The following is a 14083-nucleotide window of genomic DNA, read 5'->3' on the forward strand; positions in this document are numbered from 1 at the left end:
CCATGGTCGCTGATCTGCCACCCTCATCGAGTCCCCCACCCGCCCCGGGAGGCCGGGCTCGCGCCGTGGTCTCGGTCGTCCTAGCGCTCAGCGTGCTCCTGGGAAGCGGCGCCGCCGCCTACGCGGTCTTGAGGTCCTCGGCGCCGAAAGCCCTCAATGAGCTCATCTCCCCCTCCAGGAACACGTGGTCGACGGATTGGCTCAATGGGACCGAGGAGGCATGGAGCTATGGCGGCCTCGAGTCCCCGAGCACCCATGAGGAGGACCGGGTCAAGGTCATAAAGGCCGGCTCCAAACTCGTGCGCTTCATCATCCGGGGCGAGTCCACCCTCGTCACGGTCCTGCAGGAGTCCGAGAGGGGGGTCGAGCTCCTCTGGGAGCAGGACCTCGGCCATGCCCTGCCGGAACCCGGGGTGTGGAAGAACTGGGTGGTCGACGGCGGCGACCTGATCGATCTCGACACCCAGGAGCGCGTTCGCGCCCCGTGGCCGGCCGATGCGACGGTCTCCGCCGCTCACGGCATCGCGATCGCCTGCGAGGGCCTGACCTGCACGCTGTGGACCTCCCGCTACGACGATCGCTGGACAAGGACGATCGAGTCCTCCAACAGCACTATCGCGGTGGGGCTCAGCGCGCTCAACAACAACCGGTACGCCCTGGCGTTGGGAGACCTGAACCTCCAGAAGAGCGATAAGGTCACCACGGAGTTGCTCGCCCTGGACCTCGAGAATGGATCGACCCGATCCATGGGTCAGATCACGGGCGCCGCCCTCGTAGCGCCCCTGTCCGATGGCTGGCTCGTCGGCATCTCGGACAAATTCGAGGATGAGGAGCGCGTCTCCCTGTACTCCCCCGACGGCACCCCCCTCGGAGACGCTCGCCGGGACGGCTCAAAGGACTACGGCACATTCCCCTACTCCCCCACGCCGATCAGCGCGGAGCAGGCCCGCGCCTGGATCGAGAACGCGGACACCTCCTGGGCCCCATCGACGATGAAAGTCTCCGCGGAGGCGAAGGACGGCACCTGCTCCGCCACACTCGTTCACGGTGGCGCGACCCTGTCCATGCCGGGCATCAACTCGCTGACCCGACGCAGCCGCACTGGCACCGGTAACGGCGCCGAATGCCGGCTGCTGCCGGTCACCTACACGACGATGATGGGAACCGGGCCGTTGGCCGAAGTGCGCGAGGTTCGGGATCATGACCTGTACCTGCACCTGGTCGATCCCGGTTCGGGCGCCGAGTCGGGGGCGATGAGGATCGGGAACCTCTCCTCATGGAACGTCACCCCCGACGGCGGCGAGCTCATCGCCTACGACGACTCGGGGCGCCTGACGGCCTACCGCCCTAAGCCCGCTGCCTGACGCCCCGCGGCGCGCGCCCGCCTCATTGGCCCGCTGACGGGCCGCCAGCACCGAGTGGCGCCGCGGCCGCGCGCAGCGCGCTCACACGGCGTCGCGGGTGATGGGGCAGGTCATGCAATGGCCGCCACCACGGCCCCGGACAAGCTCGACGCCGGGGGTCTCGATCACCTCGACGCCCGCGGCGCGCAGCGCCTCATTGGCGCGCCGGTTGTGGGCGTAACCGATGACGAGGTTCGGGGCGAGGGCGACGACGTTGCAGGAATCGCGTGCCAGCTCCCGCAGGGCCTCGGCCTCATCGGTCATGTCGGGGCTGATGATTCGGAAGGAATCGATGCCTGCCGCCCGGGCCAGGACCTGGTCCATTTCGGCGCCGTCGTGGATCGTGACCTTCAGGCCCGGCGTCGCCGAGCCGTGGGTGGGGCCGGGCTCGATCTCCACGGTGGTGACGTCGTCGAAGCCCGCGAAGCGCAGGTAGGTGTCCGGGGCGACCATCGACATGAGGGTGTCCAGGTGCATGACGGCATCGAGCTCGGTGTAGAAGGCGCGATCGGGCATGTGGACACCGATGACGCGGTCCGCGGCGCCGTCGGCGAAGAGCCGGGAGGCCAGGCGCTCGACGCCCGCGGCGGTGGAGCGGTGCGAGAGCCCCACGACGAGGGTCCGGTTGCCCATCACCTGGATGTCGCCTCCCTCAACGGTGGCGCCCGTGGCGTGGCGCGGGGTGGCCCAGAGCACGGCCCGGTCGGCGAACGCGGGGTGGTAGCGGTACACCGCCTCGTAGTTGGCGGTCTCACGGCGACGGGGGGCAAGGGCCATCGGGTTGAGGTGGCAGGCGCCGTACATCCACGAGGAGGCGTCGCGCGTGAACAGGTGGTTGGGCAGCGGGGAGATGACGAACTGGCCCTCGAGGGTCGACAGGAAGGTCGTGGCGAACAAGATCCTGGAATCGGAGGCGTCAAGGCGGTCGCGCAGCTCAGCGCGGGTGAGGCCCGCCAGGAGGATCTCGGCGAGCTCGGCGTCGGGCAGGCCCCCGAGGTAGGCGGTGAGCACCTCGGAGGTGGACAGTCCTACCTCCTCGGGGCCCACGGCCTGCTCCAGGACGAGGGCGCGAGCCTCGGGCACGGCCAGGGACTCGGCGAGCAGGTCGCGGAAGTCGTGGACGATGACGCCGTGCCCGCGCAGGATCGCGGTGAGGGCGTCGTGCTCGGCCTGGGCGAGCTCGACGTCGAGGGCGTCGTCGAACAGGAGGCTGTTCGCGTTGATGGGCGTCAGGCGGGAGACCTCCGCGCCGGGCCGGTGGACGATGACCTCGCGCAGCCGGCCGACCTCAGAGTCAACCCGCCCCCCGCCCTGGGTCGCGGGGATGGCCTGGCGATGGTGGGCGCCGCCCGCCGCCACGGGCTCTGCGGTGGCGCGGACGGCGTTGGCGGACGCGACGCCTGGCATCGTGCGAGGCGCGGCACTGGGCTGGGACTCGTTCATGGCCCCAGCGTAACGGCGCTCCCCCCAGCGCCTCTCGCCTACCCTGATGCCCATGACCTCCGCATCTTCCTCGTCAGCCCCATCCACCCCTCCAAGGCCGTCCGCGCCCGCCCCCGGGCACGCCAGCACCGCGAGGGGCTCCGAGCACCCCCTGCCCCGCCGCATCTCGGAGATCTTCGACCCCCTGCGCTGGAGGGAGATCGAGGGCTTCAGCGCGGGCGAGCTCACCGACGTCACCTACCACCGCGGCTGCGAGCGGGACGCCGAGGGTACCTGGCTGCGGGACCTTCCCGTGGTACGGGTGGCGATCAACCGCCCCGAGGTGCGCAACGCCTTCCGGCCCCGCACCGTCGACGAACTCGCCGCGGCGCTCGACCACGCGCGCATGAGCGGCGACGTCGGCGCCGTCATCCTCACCGGCAACGGCCCCTCCCCGCGCGACGGCGGCTGGGCCTTCTCCTCGGGCGGGGATCAGCGCATCCGGGGCCGCGACGGCTACCTCTATGAGACCGATGACGGCGCTGCCCGCGCCAGCGGCACCGCCGCGGCCCCGCAGTGCCCGGCGCCGTCGGGGGCCTACTCCCATGAGGACGATGTGGCGGCGGCACGGGCCCGCGCGGACACCGCCCGGGCGGGGCGCCTGCACATCCTCGAGGTCCAGAGGCTCATCCGCATGATGCCCAAGGTCGTCATCGCCGCGGTGAGCGGCTGGGCCGCCGGCGGCGGGCACTCGCTCAACGTCGTGTGCGACCTGTCGCTGGCCTCTATCGAGCACGCGCGCTTCAAGCAGACCGACGCGAACGTGGGCTCCTTCGACGCCGGCTACGGCTCGGCGCTGCTGGCCCGCCAGTGCGGGGACAAGCGCGCCCGGGAGATCTTCTTCCTCGCCCGCCCCTACAACGCCCACGACGCCGAGCGCTGGGGCGTGGTCAATGAGGCGGTGCCCCATGCCGAGCTGGAGGAGCGGGCGCTGGAGTACGCCGCCATCGTGGCCTCCAAGTCGCCCCAGGCGATCCGCATGCTCAAGTACGCCTTCAACCTGGCTGACGACGGCCTGGCCGGCCAGCAGGTCTTCGCGGGGGAGGCCACGCGCCTGGCCTACATGACCGATGAGGCCGTCGAGGGCCGGGATGCCTTCCTAGCGCGCCGCGAGCCGGACTGGTCCCCCTTCCCCTACTACTTCTAGTTATATTCCACGGCACATCGACCAAGGAGATCTCCCCATGTCATCACTGCTTACCAGGACGGATCCGGCCCGCCGCCGCATCGGCGCGGCGATCATCGTCGGCCTCATCGGAGGCTTCTTCTCCGCCATCGTGAAATTCGGCTGGGAGGTCCCCTTCCCGCCCCGCACCCCGGGCATTCGCTCGGAGACCAACCCCCCGCAGTCGATGCTGGAGTGGTTCGGCATGTCCCATGACGCCTCGCACGCCACGGTGACCTTCAACAACAATCCGGCGCCGATCATGTCCTTCATCGTGCACTTCGGCTTCGCGATCGTGTTCGCGCTCATCTACTGCGTCCTCGCCGAGTACTACCCCGGCATCAAGCTCTGGCAAGGCGCCGCCTTCGGCATCCTCGTGTACGTGGGCGCGCACGTCGTCGTCATGCCGCTGCTGGGATGGGCACCGAACCCCTTCCCCTGGGTCGCTGGCGCGCAGACCTGGTCCGAGCACTTCTCGGAGTTCTTCGGGCACATCGTCTGGCTGTGGAGCATCGAGGTGGTGCGCCGCGATATCCGCAACCGGATCACGGGCGAGCCCGACGCCGAGGCGCCCCTGGCCGAGGGCGCCCGCTGACGCTCTCCTCCTCGCGCGCGAGCGGCCCCGGTACCGAGTTCGGTACCGGGGCCGCTCACTGCTCGGGCCAGGCGTCTCAGGCGTGGCTGGCGGCGGACGACGACGGCGTGGAGGCCGGGCCGCTCGGCCCCGCACCCTGGCCGCTCCCCCCATCGCCGCCCTGCCCACCGACGGCGAGGACCACGAGCGGCCGCGTCGTCGGCTGGGCGGAGCCCCCGGCAGGCTCTGCCGTGATGAGGACGCGCTGCCCGGGCTTCGGCATCATGGGGAGGAAGGTGAAGGTAGTGCCCTTATCGGGGGCGTAGGTGCCCAGCGAGGTGATGCCCGAGGTTGGATCCTCCAGCCACATCTGCAAAGCGGTCCCACCGGTCGAGGCGGACATCGCCGCCGGGAGCGACAGGGCCGTCATGGACATGCCCTCGCTCCAGGTCAGCGTGGCCACATGCCCGTCGGACATGGTGTCAGTGACGCGCCGGACGTCCTGGGCCTGATTGAGGTGGGTGTAGTCGATCATCGGGGTCACGTGCTCCATGGCGGTGTCATGACCGCCGTCATAGCCCGATCCGTAGCCGCTGCCGTACCCGGCGCCGAAGCCCGCGGCGATGAGCGCGACGGCGGCCGCCGCCTGGGCCGTGTAGCGCCAGGCGCGGCGGCGGCGCAGCGGGATGACGGGGGCGAGCTCCTCGGCGTCGTCGGAGCCGCGAGGGGCGTCCGCGCGTCCCGTCTCCGAGTGGTCACCGGGGGCCGGGGCCGCCCCGTCCTGCTCGACGCCCTTGATCCGCTCCAGGAGCGCCGCGCGCATCCCGGCGGACGGCTCGACGGGGGTCAGTGATGCGCCGAGGAGGGCGCCGGTCTCGCCGTCGAGGAGCTTGCGGAGCTCCTCATCATCAACGCCGATGCGCGTTGCCGCGGTCATGTCCTGTCCCTCCCTGCTCATCGTTGCTCTCCTAAGTGCGCTCTCATCTTGGCCATCCCGTCCCGGATGCGGCTCTTAACGGTGCCCAGCGGCACGCCCATCCGCTCGGCGATCTCGGTGTGGGTGAGGCCGGTGAAGTAGGCCAGGGCGATCGTCGTGCGGTGGGGCTCCCCGACGGCGTCGAGGGCATCGCGGACCCTGCCGGCCTCCATGCGGTCCTCCACCTCTGCCGCGGTGACGTCGCTATCGGGCAGGTATCCCTGCCAGGCGTCCTCACGGTCCCTCGCGGCCTGGGAGGAACGGACCCTGTCGATGGCCCGGTGGCGCGCCATGGTGACGAGCCAGGCCCGGCCCGTCCCCCGGGAGGGGTCGAAGGAGGGAGCTCGGCGCCAGGCCTCGAGCATGACCTCTTGGAGGACTTCCTCGCTCTGGGACCGGTCGATGACGATGCGGATGATGAGGGCGAGGAGGCGCCCCGCCCAGGCGTCGTACAACTCGGCGAAGGCATTCTCGTCCCCCTGGGCAACACGTCCCAGGAGAGCGTCGGCCTCGTCTCCGTGCTCAGTGCGCCGCTGCTTTTCCACACTGCGCATAGTACGGGCCCGGTGGGGCGCCTCCTCATCGTTCTCCTCCTCTCTTCCCATTCGCAGCCGGGGACTGCACGCCTCACCCGAAGGTGAAGGAGTACAGGGAGACCCCCGGGTCAACCGTGAGCTCCAACTCCCCCGACGAGGGCTTGTCCATGCTCACGAGCTCATTGGTGTTCGGCGTTCCGGAGATGTGGGTCGTCTTCTCCTCGCCGTCGGCGTTCTTCCAGGTGATGTTGCCCTCTCCGGAGGCCACGAGGTAGACGTTCTTGCCCTTCCAGGACAGGCGCAGCTTGCCGGGAGCGCCATCGGGGCGGATCTGCTGGCCCTCGACGAACCAGGCTCCTTCGAGGGCGAAGCTGCTCGTCCTCTGCTTGGCGGGGAAGGTGAAGTTCCCGGGGCCGGGCTTGAGGACGCCACCGGCGAAGTACTGGGCGCGGTCAGAGCCGAGGTAGGTCTCAGGGCTGCGCTCCGCAGAGACGTCGGGGGCGTTGTCCGCTTCACTGAAGATGGGCTCGGGGAGCTGGGCGGAGGGGTTAGCCTGCCTGAGCAGCTCGCGGACGAGCTTCTCGGTGGTCGCCTCGCCGCCCTCGCCGAACTTCACCTGGCGCAACTCCCCGGTGGCGTCCACGAGGTAGTGGGCGGGCCAGTAGTGGTTGTCGAAGGCGGTCCAGGTGGCCAGGCTGGAGTCGACGGCGACCGGGTAGGTGATCCCGAGCTTCTGGGCACCGGCGCGGACGTTGTCAACCTCCTTCTCGAAGGCGTACTCCGGGGAGTGGATGCCGATGACCTGCAGACCGGAGTCCTTGTAGGTCTTGTAGAGCCTCTCAAGACCCGGAATGGAGCGCTGGCAGTTGATGCAGGAGTAGGCCCAGAAGTCCAAGAGCTGGACCTTGCCCTCGCGGTCGGCCGCGGTCAGCGCCTGATCGCCGGGGGTGTTGAACCATGCGTTGATCCCGGTCAGCTCCGGGACGGTGCCGCAGTTCTCCAGGTGGTCGGCGCCGTCGACGCAGGCCCCCCGGCCCTCGGAGTTCTGACGGGTGGAGCTCAGCGCCTGATCCGTCTTGGCCTGGAGGGAGGCGGTGTAGTCCGGCAGGGAGCGCTGAACGGCGGCGGGCAGGTCGGTCACCAGGGCGACGGCCAGGAAGATCATCATGGCGCCGGCGGCGATGCGCACGCCCTTCTGGCGCGTGCGGAAGGCCTTGAGGCGCTCGGTGATGCCGCGGCCGGCCAGGGCGAAGAACAGCAGGGGGACGGCGGTTCCCAGGCCGAAGGAGACGGCGAGGGCGACCGTGTCGGCGCCGATCTTGCCGGTGGAGCCCGCCACGGAGACGGCGGCGAGCACGGGCCCGGCGCAGGGCACGTAGGCGGTTCCCAGGACGAGCCCGAGAAGGAATCCGTTCGTGGGGCGCTTGCCGCCTCCCAGGCTCTGGAAGCGCGCGAAGGGGCGCTCGATGATCTCCATGACCTTCGGGATGATCATGGCCACGCCGATGAGGGCGAGGAGCACCACGCCGGCCCAGCGGAGCGTGTCCTGCGGGAGGCCCAGCAGGTTGAGCAGTGTGGAGCCGATGAGGGTGAAGGTGGTGAAGCTCAGGACGAGGCCGCCGACGACGAGGTAGGGGTGCAGGCGCGAGGGGGTCTTCCCGCCCTCGCCCTTGGCGCCCTGGGCGCCGCCGGATAGGAGGATGACGGGCAGGACCGGCAGGATGCACGGTGATATGCCCGTGATAAGGCCTCCGAAGAAGCCAATGAGGACAAGACTGATGAGCATCTGGGCTCCTAAGCGTGTCTGTGTGATTGATTCACCCCTTGTTCGACGCCGGACGGTCAGTGGATGGGTGGAACGACGATGGACGATGCATGGCGAGCGTCACATTGATTGATCCGATCCGGCTGAGCCCCGGCCCCGAACGAGGGGTGATGGCTCGCCACGAGGCAGGCCTGACCTAGAACCTTCGTAGAGGAGAACTCCCATGCGTATTCGCACCGCTCGCACCGCTCTTGCTGCTGGCCTCATCGCCGTTTCCGCGGTGGGCCTGGCCGCCTGCGGCTCGTCCAGCGACTCGAAGGACACCAAGCCCGCCGCGACCTCCACCGCCGGCAAGATGTCCGACGGCAAGGGCGACAAGATGTCCGACGGCAAGGGCGACAAGATGTCCGACGGCAAGGGCGACAAGATGTCCGACGGCAAGGACAACAAGATGTCCGACGGCAAGGGCGACAAGATGAGCGACGGCAAGGCGACTGACGCCGCGAAGTGACCCCCGCGACGAACGCGGAGTAAAAGCTCCCTCGGCGCGGCCTCTGAGTTGGGGAGAGGGCCGCGCCGAGGGCTCGTCGTACCCGCTGGCGGTCGACCGCATCACGATGCGGTCGGCCGCTTTTCTACGCCTGAGGGGGGAGGGGCGCCGACGGGCCGATCAAGTCCGTGAGGACCGGCGCGGATGGGACCCGTGGGCACTCCTTGAGACGGACCCCGGGAGATTCCCGCCGGCACGAGCGGGAGGAAGCGCGACGGATTGGCCCGCGATTCCGGGCCGCGCAGCAATCAGGGGAGGCCAGAGGAGTCCCGCGACCACCAGCGCATATGGGGAGTATCACAGAATCCACAGTGATCTATTCGTTATGGTGTCGCGACCAGACCGAGACGCCGCGCTTCTCGCGCGCTCGCATCACCCCAACACCAGGAGAAGCACATGCGCATTCGCACCACCATGGCCGCCGCCCTCGTCGCCATCGCCGCCCTCGGCGTGGCCGCCTGCGGGTCCTCGAACTCCGGCGGCTCCGTGAGCACGACCCCCGCGGCCACCACGGCTCCGGCCACCACGGCCCCGGCTGCCACGGACGCCGGGGCCTCCGCCGAGCCCGCTGGCTCGATGATGGATGACTCCACCACGGACGGCGACAAGATGGGCGACGGCGGCGCCATGGGCGACAGCGCCTCCGAGGCCCCCGCCGACTCGATGAGCGACGACTCGATGAGCGATGACTCCATGAGCGACGACTCGATGAGCGATGACTCCATGAGCGACGACTCGATGAGCCCGGACAGCGGCAACTGAGACCCGCGAGCGGCGGCGCCCCGGCGCCCCGTCCAGTACTGCCCAGTACTCGGCGGGCGCCGGGGCGCCGTCGTGCCCGAGGGCCTCAAGTCCCCACGATGAGGAAGGCCAGGCCGATGACGACGCCGTAGACGAGCTCGTACTGGCCCGCGTTGCGAAGGGAGCCGATGAGCTCGTGGCCGGTGGCCCCGGCGCGCACGGCGGTCGTGGCGCGCCAGGCGAAGGGGAACACGATGACGAGGGGGCAGACGACGTCGACGATGGCCACGACGTCCCAGGCGCCGCCGACGGCGGTATGCGCCCAGACGAGCGATCCGGCGGCGATGAGCACCGGCATGAGCACCATGACCGTGTAAGCCCTGCGGGCGCGGGACTCGCCGAGGCGCACGGCCAGCGTCCTCTTCCCGTGGACGGGATCGGTGTTGATGTCGCGCAGATTGTTGACCATGAGCAGGGAGCAGGCGATGAGGCCGATCCCGCAGGCGGCGAGCCAGAGCCATCCGGGCACGGCCCCTCCCTGGACGTAGGCGGTGCCACAGGTGGCCACGAGCCCGAAGAAAACGAAGACGAACACCTCGCCCAAGCCGGCGTAGCCATAGGGACGAGGACCACCGGTGTAGAACCAGGCGGCGGCCACGGCGGCCACGCCGACGCCGATGAGCCACCACTGACCCGTCAGAGCCACCAGGGCGAGTCCGAGAGCCGCGGCGATCCCAAAGCAGACGAAGGCGGCGAGCTTGACGGCGCGGGGCGCCACCTGCCCCGAGGCGGTCAGCCTCGGCGGCCCGGTGCGCTGATCGTCCGTGCCGCGCACGCCGTCGGAGTAGTCATTGGCGAGGTTGCAGCCGATCTGGAGGGCCAGGGCGACGCCCGCCGCGAGCAGCGTGCGAAGCAGGGACCCGACACCCAATGAGGTGGCGGCGCCAGCTCCCAGGAGGACGGGCGCGACGGCGGCGGGCAGAGTGCGCAGGCGCACGACCTCCGCCCAATTAGTAGCGCGGACGGGCGATTCCTGGTGGACTGGTCTGCTCATGGGGTCCTCTCGGAGGGGATGCGCCTGAGAGCCTATCGCGGGCGACCGTCCGCGCCCACGACGGGCTGGCCGCGCGGGAGAGCCCGGGGATGGGCCGCGCGCGGAGAACGGCGCCCGGGGGCGCGTCAGAGGCCGCCCGCGGATCGGGATCATGGGCCCGGCCGGGAGGCCCCCGGCCGGCTCGGCTCGGCCAGGAGGGTGGCGACGGCGCGCCGGTCGGGCTTGCCAGGGCCTCGCTGGGGCAGTCCGGGCAGGACGACGACGCGCTTGGGGGCCCTGGCGCCCGGCAGGGCGGCGCGCGCGGCGGAGCGCAGGGCCTCGGCATCCAGCCCTCCGCCCCCGGTGGCCTCGGGCACGACGGCGGCCGCCACGGCGCTGCCCCACCGGGCATCGGGAATCCCGACGACGCAGGCCTCCCCGACCCCTGGCAGGCGCAGGAGAGCGGCCTCGACCTCATGGGGGTCCACCTTGATGCCACCACTGATGATGACGTCGTCGAGGCGCCCGAGGACCGTGAGGCGACCGCGCCCGTCAAGGCGCCCGCGATCAGAGGTGAGCAGGAGGGGCCGCCCGTCGCGGGCGGTGAAGCGCGAGGAGGGCTCCTCGGCCCCGGGCCCGCCGGGAGGCTCGCGGTGGGCATATCCGAGGGCGAGGACGGGGCCCGCCAGGGCGATGCGGCCCGCGCCGGTGGTGTCGGGGTCCTCGATGGTGACGGTGACGCCGTCGAGGGGGGCGCCGTCGTAGACGCAGCCGCCGCCGGTCTCGCTCATCCCATAAGTGGTGACGATGGGGATGCCGGCGCCGCGGGCCCGGGCGAGCAGGGCGGCGTCGGCGGCGGCCCCGCCGAGGAGGACGGCGCTGGCGCGGGCCAGGGCGCGGGCGCAGTCAGGATCCGCCAGGGCGCGCAGGAGCTGGGTGGGCACGAGGGAGAGGTAGACCGGGCCGCCGCTGGTGGCGAGGGCGCGGGTGAGTCCGTCGGTGAGCGCGCCGGTCGTGAACCCGCCGGTGGCGTCGACGACGATGGGCTCGGTCCCGGCCACGAGCGAGCGCACAAGGACCTGGAGCCCGGCGACGTGGTGCGCGGGGAGGGCGAGGACCCAGGTGCCGGGCCCGACCAGGCGCGCGTGGGTGGCGCGGGCGGAGGCGGCAAGAGCGGTGGCGCTCATGGCGATGAGGGAGCCGGTGCCCGTGGTGGAGCCGGAGGTGCGCAGGAGGACGTCGGCGCGGGCGGCGGGGCCGAAGGGGTCGAGACGTCGCGCGAGGTCGGCGCGGACGTGGGCCTCATCCTCATGCGGGGCGATGGGGACGAGTAATGGGCGGGAGGCGGCGCCGGGCGCTGGGGAAGCCGTGGAGGGGTCGGGACGGGAGGCTTCCAGGGCGAGCAGGGGGATCAGGGCGGCCCGGAGCCCGGCGACGGCGTCGGGATCGGTGCCGCCGCGCAGGAGGAGGGGGGCCGGGCGCGCGCTCACAGGGGCATCCTCGCATCGCTCGCGCCATCGCGCCGCCCGGACTCGGCCCGCCCGCGGTCGACGACTCGGATATGGTGGGGGCGTGCGCGCCGTTCTCATCGTCCTCCTGTTCGCCCTGGCGATCTACTCGGTGCTGGACTGCGCCCGCACCCCGGGCGAGGACATGCCCGCGCGACTCCCGAAGCCCATGTGGCTCCTCATCATCCTGGCCCTGACCGGTGTGGGGCCGATCGCGTGGATCATCACCTCGCGGGTGAAGGCCGCTGAGGAGCGCGGGGGCGTCGTCGAGCCCAAGTTCTGGTCCTCGCGCGAGGCAGTGGAGTTCCGCCGCCCCGAGAGGCCGCGGCCCCTGGGCCCAGACGACGACCCGGAGTTCCTGCGAAGCCTGGAGCGGGACATCCGCCGCCGCCGCCGCGACGAGGCCGAGGGTGACGACGGGGCCTCCCCCTCCTCCCCCAGCGCCCCATAGCCCCTCCCCTCCCCGCTGTCATCGAGACCGGTCGAAATCACGAGCGAGACCGGTCGTTATTACGGGCGAGACCGGTCGTTATGAAGACCGAGACCGGTTCGGGGGTGGGCTTAGTGGGGGTGGGTTAGTGGTTGTGGTGCTCTTCGGCGTCGTCGGTGAGGTAGGGGACCAGGCGGCGGATGTTGAAGGGCGGGGCGGTTTGGGTGGTGGTGATGTAGCCGTCGACGGGTTTCCAGGTGGTGGTGCCGGTGGGGCGGTAGCGGGCGGTCCAGGTGGTGGTCAGGGTGACGGTGACGTTGTTGGCGGTGGTGGCGTACAGGTGGGTCACGGTCTGGTGGGGGTAGGGATGCCCGGGGTCGGTGGTGGTTGTGCTGGTGCCATCCCCCCAGTTCCAGGTGTAGGTGGTGGGGGTGGCCTCGATCTCGACGGTGGTGGTGCCTACGGTGGTGGATAGTGTTCGGGTGGTGGGGTTGGTGTGGGCGATCAGGGGCATGTGCAGCAAGATGGTGTCCCCGGGTGGTTGGAGGGTGATGCCCGAGCCCTCGACGATGAGGGTGGCCACGTCGCGGGAGGTCAGGATGATCGGCGCCGGGGCGGCCGGGGCCGGGGCCGGGGCGTCCGGTGCTGGGGCGGGGCGCGTGGGGGCGGGTTGGAAGCGGCACACGCCCATGTCATCGCCCTGGGCGTCCTGCCCGTCGCAGATGTGATCGCCCTCCACCGGCCCTGCCTGGGGCTGTCCGGCAGAGACCACCACTGCTGGCCCGCCCCCATCGTTCCCGCTGGTTGACGACGGCGGGGGGCCGCCCCCAACCCGAACCTCCTTGTACGACGATGACATCACGGTGACTTTATTGTCGAACGCTCTACCATCGATGTATCGCTGGCCCCTGCCTTCTGGGTCATGGCCCCCGGATGGCCCCGTGAGAGGGAAGGGGAAGATCATTAAGGCGGCCGCCAGAGTCGCGCGCAGCATCAATTCAACGACACCCCTCCGACATGCCACATGCCATCCTGGTACCGCAGGATCATGAAGAGCCTCGACTCCTCGGCTTCATCTTTGACCTCCTCACCGTAACGATTCACTGATGTTGATTCATCTGATATCACCGTGAATCTGATCCCGCAGTACTCCTTCCCCTCCCCTGGGGGGTTGTACTCGATGTTCGTGATCCTTAGGGTCCACAAATTGGCCCATCCTCCGCTTTTGTGGAGCGCGGTGGCGTCGTCGATGGCGGACTTGCAGAAGACGCAGCGATCCTCGCTCATGGCGGCCAGGTCGGTGGTGTCGCCGGTCATGAAGGCGTAGCGGTAGAGCTCGAAGAAGCGCACGGCGGCGCGCACGGCGCCTTGCTGGGTGTTCTCAGTGGCCTCCGCGGGCATGGGGGGCTTGGGCATGGCCAGGGCGGTAGCTTTTTGAGCGGCCAGCTCGGGGCTGAGCGAGACCGCCGCGCTGGCACTGGGGGCGACCTCCGCGCTGGTGGGCGAGGCCAGCTCGCTGGAGGTGGGGGTGACCGCGAGTTGCGTGGGCAGGGTCCCATTGGCCTCAGGCGGGGCGGGGTCCTTGGCGCAGGCCGTCAGCAGTCCCGGCGCCAGGGCGCAGCAGGACACCAGCGCCAGCGCCACCGGGCGAGCCCACCGGCCCATCCGCGCCTCGAGGCGCCCACGGCGCCGGCCGGGTGGGTGAGGGGTGGCGCCGCGTTGTTGGGGCGCAGCGGGGTCGCCGGCGTGGGTTGGCGAGGGGCGGGGCGCGGGGGTCATGGGTTCTGGGGCCTTCCAAGCGAGGAGTCGATGCGGACGTGGACCAGGGCAAGCGCGAGGCCCCAGGTCGGCCCCAGACGACGGCGGCATCGCCGTCGGGCCCCAACCCTAGGGCCCCACCCACCCCCGGCGCTAGACCCC

The 14083-nt window shown here is 70.7% G+C and carries 14 protein-coding genes; 6 read left to right on the plus strand and 8 right to left on the minus strand.

The features are described 5' to 3' along the window. Window positions 1-2 precede the first annotated feature (2 nt). On the plus strand, window positions 3-1364 hold the full coding sequence (locus GVV75_RS02645) for a hypothetical protein (protein WP_159813348.1): 1362 nt from the start codon (window positions 3-5) through the stop codon (window positions 1362-1364). A gap of 81 nt (window positions 1365-1445) precedes the next feature. Here the strand turns inward: GVV75_RS02645 and GVV75_RS02650 are convergent, their stop codons facing one another. Further along, entirely contained in the window at window positions 1446-2810 is a 1365-nt protein-coding gene (locus tag GVV75_RS02650; RefSeq protein ID WP_442858380.1) for an arginine deiminase, read from the minus strand. A gap of 88 nt (window positions 2811-2898) precedes the next feature. Between GVV75_RS02650 and GVV75_RS02655 the strand changes: the two genes are divergently transcribed. Then, window positions 2899-4032, plus strand: a complete 1134-nt coding sequence (locus GVV75_RS02655; protein WP_159813350.1) for a 1,4-dihydroxy-2-naphthoyl-CoA synthase — start codon at window positions 2899-2901, stop codon at window positions 4030-4032. A gap of 37 nt (window positions 4033-4069) precedes the next feature. Beyond that, window positions 4070-4645, plus strand: a complete 576-nt coding sequence (locus tag GVV75_RS02660) for a YagU family protein (RefSeq protein WP_159625629.1) — start codon at window positions 4070-4072, stop codon at window positions 4643-4645. Between the two features lie 76 nt (window positions 4646-4721). Here GVV75_RS02660 and GVV75_RS02665 read toward each other — a convergent pair whose 3' ends face one another. The 3 genes from GVV75_RS02665 to GVV75_RS02675 all read right to left on the minus strand — a co-directional run bounded on the left by GVV75_RS02665 (window position 4722) and on the right by GVV75_RS02675 (window position 7922). Further along, entirely contained in the window at window positions 4722-5582 is an 861-nt protein-coding gene (locus tag GVV75_RS02665) for an anti-sigma factor (protein WP_159625631.1), read from the minus strand. Then, entirely contained in the window at window positions 5579-6154 is a 576-nt protein-coding gene (locus GVV75_RS02670) for a sigma-70 family RNA polymerase sigma factor (RefSeq protein WP_159523672.1), read from the minus strand. Before GVV75_RS02670 ends, GVV75_RS02665 begins: the two co-directional genes overlap by 4 nt. A 73-nt stretch (window positions 6155-6227) precedes the next feature. Continuing rightward, entirely contained in the window at window positions 6228-7922 is a 1695-nt protein-coding gene (locus GVV75_RS02675; protein ID WP_159523674.1) for a cytochrome c biogenesis protein CcdA, read from the minus strand. A 202-nt stretch (window positions 7923-8124) separates the two neighbouring features. Between GVV75_RS02675 and GVV75_RS02680 the strand changes: the two genes are divergently transcribed. After that, complete coding sequence (locus tag GVV75_RS02680; RefSeq protein ID WP_159813352.1) at window positions 8125-8412, plus strand: hypothetical protein; 288 nt, start codon at window positions 8125-8127, stop codon at window positions 8410-8412. 435 nt (window positions 8413-8847) lie between these two features. Further along, entirely contained in the window at window positions 8848-9213 is a 366-nt protein-coding gene (locus GVV75_RS02685) for a hypothetical protein (RefSeq protein ID WP_159813354.1), read from the plus strand. 85 nt (window positions 9214-9298) lie between these two features. On the opposite strand, the gene GVV75_RS02690 is transcribed toward GVV75_RS02685, so the two are convergent. Together GVV75_RS02690 and GVV75_RS02695 are read right to left on the minus strand one after the other, a co-directional pair. Next, window positions 9299-10246 (minus strand): 1,4-dihydroxy-2-naphthoate polyprenyltransferase, encoded by a 948-nt coding sequence (locus GVV75_RS02690; protein WP_159813356.1) that lies wholly within the window; start codon window positions 10244-10246, stop codon window positions 9299-9301. A 149-nt stretch (window positions 10247-10395) separates the two neighbouring features. Beyond that, the gene (locus tag GVV75_RS02695) at window positions 10396-11715 is read right to left on the minus strand and encodes an AMP-binding enzyme (RefSeq protein ID WP_159813358.1); all 1320 of its coding nucleotides are present in this window, start codon (window positions 11713-11715) and stop codon (window positions 10396-10398) included. Between the two features lie 82 nt (window positions 11716-11797). On the opposite strand from GVV75_RS02695, the gene GVV75_RS02700 reads away from it, so the two are divergent. Then, entirely contained in the window at window positions 11798-12184 is a 387-nt protein-coding gene (locus tag GVV75_RS02700) for a PLD nuclease N-terminal domain-containing protein (RefSeq protein WP_159625639.1), read from the plus strand. A gap of 124 nt (window positions 12185-12308) precedes the next feature. On the opposite strand, the gene GVV75_RS10435 is transcribed toward GVV75_RS02700, so the two are convergent. Together GVV75_RS10435 and GVV75_RS10440 are read right to left on the minus strand one after the other, a co-directional pair. Then, window positions 12309-12902, minus strand: a complete 594-nt coding sequence (locus GVV75_RS10435; protein WP_268891830.1) for a zinc transporter — start codon at window positions 12900-12902, stop codon at window positions 12309-12311. A 254-nt stretch (window positions 12903-13156) separates the two neighbouring features. Continuing rightward, window positions 13157-13807 (minus strand): DUF6318 family protein, encoded by a 651-nt coding sequence (locus GVV75_RS10440; protein WP_159523686.1) that lies wholly within the window; start codon window positions 13805-13807, stop codon window positions 13157-13159. Between the last annotated feature and the right edge of the window lie 276 nt (window positions 13808-14083).

The sequence above is a fragment of the Actinomyces sp. zg328 genome (assembly GCF_009829635.1).
Taxonomy (GTDB): domain Bacteria; phylum Actinomycetota; class Actinomycetes; order Actinomycetales; family Actinomycetaceae; genus Actinomyces; species Actinomyces marmotae.

Excerpts from the sequence above, each read along its gene's own strand:
- GVV75_RS02680 (WP_159813352.1), top strand. The coding sequence starts at position 8,125 with ATGCGTATTCGCACCGCTCGCACCGCTCTTGCTGCTGGCCTCATCGCC.
- GVV75_RS02670 (WP_159523672.1), bottom strand. The coding sequence starts at position 6,154 with ATGCGCAGTGTGGAAAAGCAGCGGCGCACTGAGCACGGAGACGAGGCC.
- GVV75_RS02675 (WP_159523674.1), bottom strand. The coding sequence starts at position 7,922 with ATGCTCATCAGTCTTGTCCTCATTGGCTTCTTCGGAGGCCTTATCACG.
- GVV75_RS02665 (WP_159625631.1), bottom strand. The coding sequence starts at position 5,582 with ATGAGCAGGGAGGGACAGGACATGACCGCGGCAACGCGCATCGGCGTT.
- GVV75_RS02690 (WP_159813356.1), bottom strand. The coding sequence starts at position 10,246 with ATGAGCAGACCAGTCCACCAGGAATCGCCCGTCCGCGCTACTAATTGG.
- GVV75_RS02655 (WP_159813350.1), top strand. The coding sequence starts at position 2,899 with ATGACCTCCGCATCTTCCTCGTCAGCCCCATCCACCCCTCCAAGGCCG.
- GVV75_RS02660 (WP_159625629.1), top strand. The coding sequence starts at position 4,070 with ATGTCATCACTGCTTACCAGGACGGATCCGGCCCGCCGCCGCATCGGC.
- GVV75_RS02650 (WP_442858380.1), bottom strand. The coding sequence starts at position 2,810 with ATGCCAGGCGTCGCGTCCGCCAACGCCGTCCGCGCCACCGCAGAGCCC.
- GVV75_RS02645 (WP_159813348.1), top strand. The coding sequence starts at position 3 with ATGGTCGCTGATCTGCCACCCTCATCGAGTCCCCCACCCGCCCCGGGA.
- GVV75_RS02685 (WP_159813354.1), top strand. The coding sequence starts at position 8,848 with ATGCGCATTCGCACCACCATGGCCGCCGCCCTCGTCGCCATCGCCGCC.